The organism is Methylophaga sp. UBA4204 (genome assembly GCF_002379485.1).
Lineage (GTDB): Bacteria > Pseudomonadota > Gammaproteobacteria > Nitrosococcales > Methylophagaceae > Methylophaga.
The window spans coordinates 48,080-51,927 of record NZ_DFTU01000048.1; the positions used below are offsets into that span (position 1 = coordinate 48,080).

Genomic DNA, 3,848 nt, shown 5'->3' on the forward strand with positions numbered 1-3,848 from the left:
CAGTTGGGACCAGCCACTTTTGAACTGGGTATTATTACTGGAAACCGCTCGATCAATCTGATCTTATCGACGCTGATTCCCGGACCCGATGATGGCAAGGTTTCCATCAAAAATGCACGATTGGATGGCATGCAGGATTTTCTGGTGGTTGAGCAAACACATCCGTTTATTATGGCGAACGATACGGTGCAATCGCAGACCCTGCATTTTCTGCAAAACGGGACTTTCCAGCATTAATTCATCATTACTTTATTGAACGGGCAAATATCCCGCTGTTTGCAGTCAAAAAACTGTTTGGTTTTTCTGCAGTCACTGTTAGGGTGAGTAATCGTATTTTAGGAGAACCGTATGCCGTTAATGACCCGTGCAACCAGATACTTCCTGGCGTTGATATTGTTTGTCAGTGCTGCCTCTGTCATGGCCGATGACTATCAGAAGCATGACTATAAGACTCTGGTGCTGGATATTCTGATTACTGGAGATAGCTCAGTAACCGGCGATAAAGCCGAGAACGCAGAAAAGATTGCCAAGTTCAGTGAACATCTGCGAAATGAATTAGACGATAAGACGCAGTTTAATATCATCAACGATGCCGATTCTCTGGCGAAAGTTAAAGCGTTTGATGAAAAGCACGATCTGCATTATTGCAATGGTTGTGAACTTACCTTAGCGAAAGAGCTGGGTGCAGAGTTGGTGATTGTGCCAAATGTATTTCGTATGAGTCATCTGATTTCAACATTACATGTTGAGTTTAAAGAAGTAGAGTCAGGAAAGCTGATCAAGCGTAAATCCTATGATTTTCGTGGCAACACTGATCAGGCTTGGGAACGTGCAATTAAATATGCCATGCGTGATTTAAAGGACTGGAATAGAGATTAATTTAGGGTCTTTTTATCTGCTTTACCAACAAAAACCCCGGCTTTAAGCAGGGGTTTTTTTATGAATTAAAGTAATTTTTAACCCTGCACATAAAGCAGGAATAAACCCTACTTAATTTTTTCAAACGCCGCATTTTCATGACGGATAATTGAAATAATCAATCCGGCAATAATGGCGGCTGTGCCGATTGCAAATAGCACCAAAGCAAAAGGGTTATCTGCAAAGGTAAAATAGGCACCGACGTTTTCCCAGGTTGTAATTGAACTTCCCATAATAATGCTCCTTAGGTTTCAGAATTGGCTAATTTGTTAGGCACTTCACTGGTGGTCAGATCCGTCATAGCGGGTACGCCGCCTTCCGGATAAGGTTTAGCCAGGAGTTCAACCTCATCAATACCGATATCTTCGCAAGCTTCAGGTACACGCAGGCTGTTGGCTTTTTTCAGTAAGAATGACAAGCCATACCCTGGTACAAAGCCCATCAGCCCCATTACTGCAGCCCCGATGAGCTGGCCAACGAAGCTAATTTCCGGTAAACCTTCTGCATTAGGTGTTCCACCGGCAAATACACCGACCAGAACAACCGCAACAACACCTGTGAAACCATGAACACTGACAGCGCCGACCGCGTCATCAATACCACGTTTTTCCAGGAACTTGGCAAATTGAACTGCCACGATACCGGTAGTCACGGCAATAATGAACGCAAGTGAAGGAGAATAGATATCCAGACCAGCTGCTACAGAGATAATACCGACCAGACCACCAGACATGGTCCAGAATGGGTCACGTGTAGCGATGTAGCAACCAATAATACCTCCGGCAAATCCCATCAGCGTATTAAAAGCAAATGCTGAAAGGTTAGTAGGTGTTCCATAAATTGTGGTCCAACCTGTCTCACCACCATTAAAGATGATGCAACCACCTAGGAACCCGAAGAAACCAAAGATAATCATCATCAGGCCAATCAATGTCATTGGCAGGCTGTGAGGAGAAATGATTTGTGGCACACCGTCAATGAACTTGCCTTTACGAGCACCCAGGTTCATCAAAACACCCAGAGTAAAGAAACCCGCTACAGCATGTACAACGCCAGAAGCACCGACATCGTGATAACCAAATTCGGTTAACAACCAGCCATCTGGATGCCAGCCCCATGCGCCTGCCATAATCCAGACCACACCACCCAGGAAAATAGTCAGTATCAGAAACGCACTGACCCGTATCCTTTCAATAACCGCCCCGGAGAGTATTGACCCGGTTGTGGCCCCGAATAAGGCAAATGCTGCCCAGAAAATCCCGGTTCCCATATCCTGAACATCAGGACCCATACTGGCAGCCCATGGTAATGCAGCTGCTGCTTCAATCGGGACAAAACCATTAGGAAATGCGTTATAAATCCACCAGCCAAACAGATAAAATGCCGGAATAATCAGTGCGATAGCAAGAATATTCTTGATACCGGCTGCAAGTGCGTTTTTACTTCGTGAAGCGCCCATTTCATAGGCCAGAAAGCCTGCATGTATCATTAACATGATGGCAGTACACCACCAATAAAAAACTTCTACATTCATGGCCTGATGCATTTCGAATACAGCTTGCTGGGCATCTAACGCTGCCTGCAAGGATTCTAGTGTTGGCGAGTTTTCCATCTTACTATCCTCATTTTAGTTAAAGTCATTTCCCGTTTACCCCTTTTCGGTCAACTTTGTTGTCCAGCAAAAAGCTGGTTTGAACGGCGCTGCTATCAAGGACTTTTTCAAGCGATCGATCCTTGATAGCAACACCAGAACACTGGAGCCTGCGAGCTTCACTCAGCAGATAAAGGCATTTGTGTGCTGCAGTAGCATAGGAAAGCCCTGCTTGCCGCACGTTGGAGATACAATTTCGTTTGTCATCGGTCAGGCCACGGTTGGGCGACCAGGTCATATATAAGCCAAGACTGTCCGGCGAACTGAGACCGGGACGTTCGCCAATCAGCATCAATACCGCCTTGGCATTAAGTGCTTCTCCGATATCATCACCAATGGCCACGCGGCCCTGTTGAACCAAGGTGATCGGTGCCAGTGTGAAGTCCTCAATGCCGTCGATTAATATCGGCAGCAAAGCGCTAATAAAAGGCACGACATTTTGATGAATCGCAGTGGCAGATAAGCCGTCAGCAATGACCAGCGCAAGGTCATAAGGCGTTTTTGTGTAATATGGTTTCAGGCTGGTAAAACTTTCCTCATCCAACTGTCGTCCATAATCAGGACGTTGCAGATAGGTCACACGATCGATGGCTCGACTATGTAATATCAGTGGCGGTTGAGGAGTGATTTGTGGAAAATCCTGCTGCAACTGGAGCAGCTGCTGTTGCAAGGTTTCAACATCCAGCTCGGTATGCACCGCATCACGAGCCTGGGCATGAGCCAGTTGAAATTCCAGAGATTCCCGGGTTGGCGTACTGACCCCGGCACGACCAAGACCAATACGTGCCGCAGTGAACTGTCTCAACTGACGCCATGGATTATGCGTCACCATGTCTTCATCAGCTTTGTATTGATCCGTTATCAGCACGTCTTTATCTTCAACCATGAAAATGCCTCACCGCTGAGCTGTTCAGTGAACCGGCGAAGGCTGGAGGTAAATGATTGGTGAGTTGGGCCAGTCCAGCGTTACTCATGATTTGCATTTTTTCCAGCCACGCTTCAAATTCTGGCGCGGCACCCAGACCCAACACCCGTCGGGCATATAACGCATCATGAAATGAGGTGGTCTGATAATTGAGCATGATGTCATCTGAGCCGGGAATGCCCATCACAAATGAGCAGCCGGCCGTACCAAGCAAGGTCAGCAGATTATCCATATCATTCTGATCGGCTTCGGCATGATTGGTGTAGCAGACATCACAGCCCATTGGCAGCCCTAATAACTTGCCGCAGAAATGATCTTCCAGACCGGCGCGAATGATCTCTTTGCCATCAAACT

The 3,848-nt window shown here is 46.6% G+C and carries 5 protein-coding genes and 1 pseudogene; 2 read left to right on the forward strand and 4 right to left on the reverse strand.

Annotation, left to right across the window (positions count from 1 at the left end; all coding sequences use genetic code 11):
* Together B3182_RS07020 and B3182_RS07025 are read left to right on the forward strand one after the other, a co-directional pair.
* Positions 1-237 (forward strand): annotated as a pseudogene (locus tag B3182_RS07020) (alpha/beta hydrolase); the annotation flags it as partial.
* 111 nt (positions 238-348) lie between these two features.
* Positions 349-879, forward strand: coding sequence for a DUF3280 domain-containing protein (locus B3182_RS07025; RefSeq protein WP_292357386.1), 531 nt, complete (start codon positions 349-351; stop codon positions 877-879).
* A 107-nt stretch (positions 880-986) separates the two neighbouring features.
* On the opposite strand, the gene B3182_RS07030 is transcribed toward B3182_RS07025, so the two are convergent.
* From B3182_RS07030 to eutB, 4 genes are all read right to left on the reverse strand, one after another.
* Positions 987-1,151: a hypothetical protein gene (locus tag B3182_RS07030; RefSeq protein ID WP_292357384.1), complete on the reverse strand. Its 165-nt coding sequence runs from the start codon at positions 1,149-1,151 to the stop codon at positions 987-989.
* Positions 1,152-1,162: 11 nt separating this feature from the next.
* Positions 1,163-2,530 carry an ammonium transporter gene (locus B3182_RS07035; protein WP_292357383.1) on the reverse strand — a complete coding sequence of 456 codons (1,368 nt, stop codon included), beginning with the start codon at positions 2,528-2,530 and terminating at the stop codon, positions 1,163-1,165.
* A 25-nt stretch (positions 2,531-2,555) separates the two neighbouring features.
* The gene (gene eutC, locus B3182_RS07040; RefSeq protein ID WP_292357381.1) at positions 2,556-3,455 is read right to left on the reverse strand and encodes an ethanolamine ammonia-lyase subunit EutC; all 900 of its coding nucleotides are present in this window, start codon (positions 3,453-3,455) and stop codon (positions 2,556-2,558) included.
* On the reverse strand, positions 3,448-3,848 hold a 401-nt coding region (eutB, locus tag B3182_RS07045; protein WP_292752096.1), incomplete at its 5' end, for an ethanolamine ammonia-lyase subunit EutB. The genes eutB and eutC, both read right to left, overlap by 8 nt.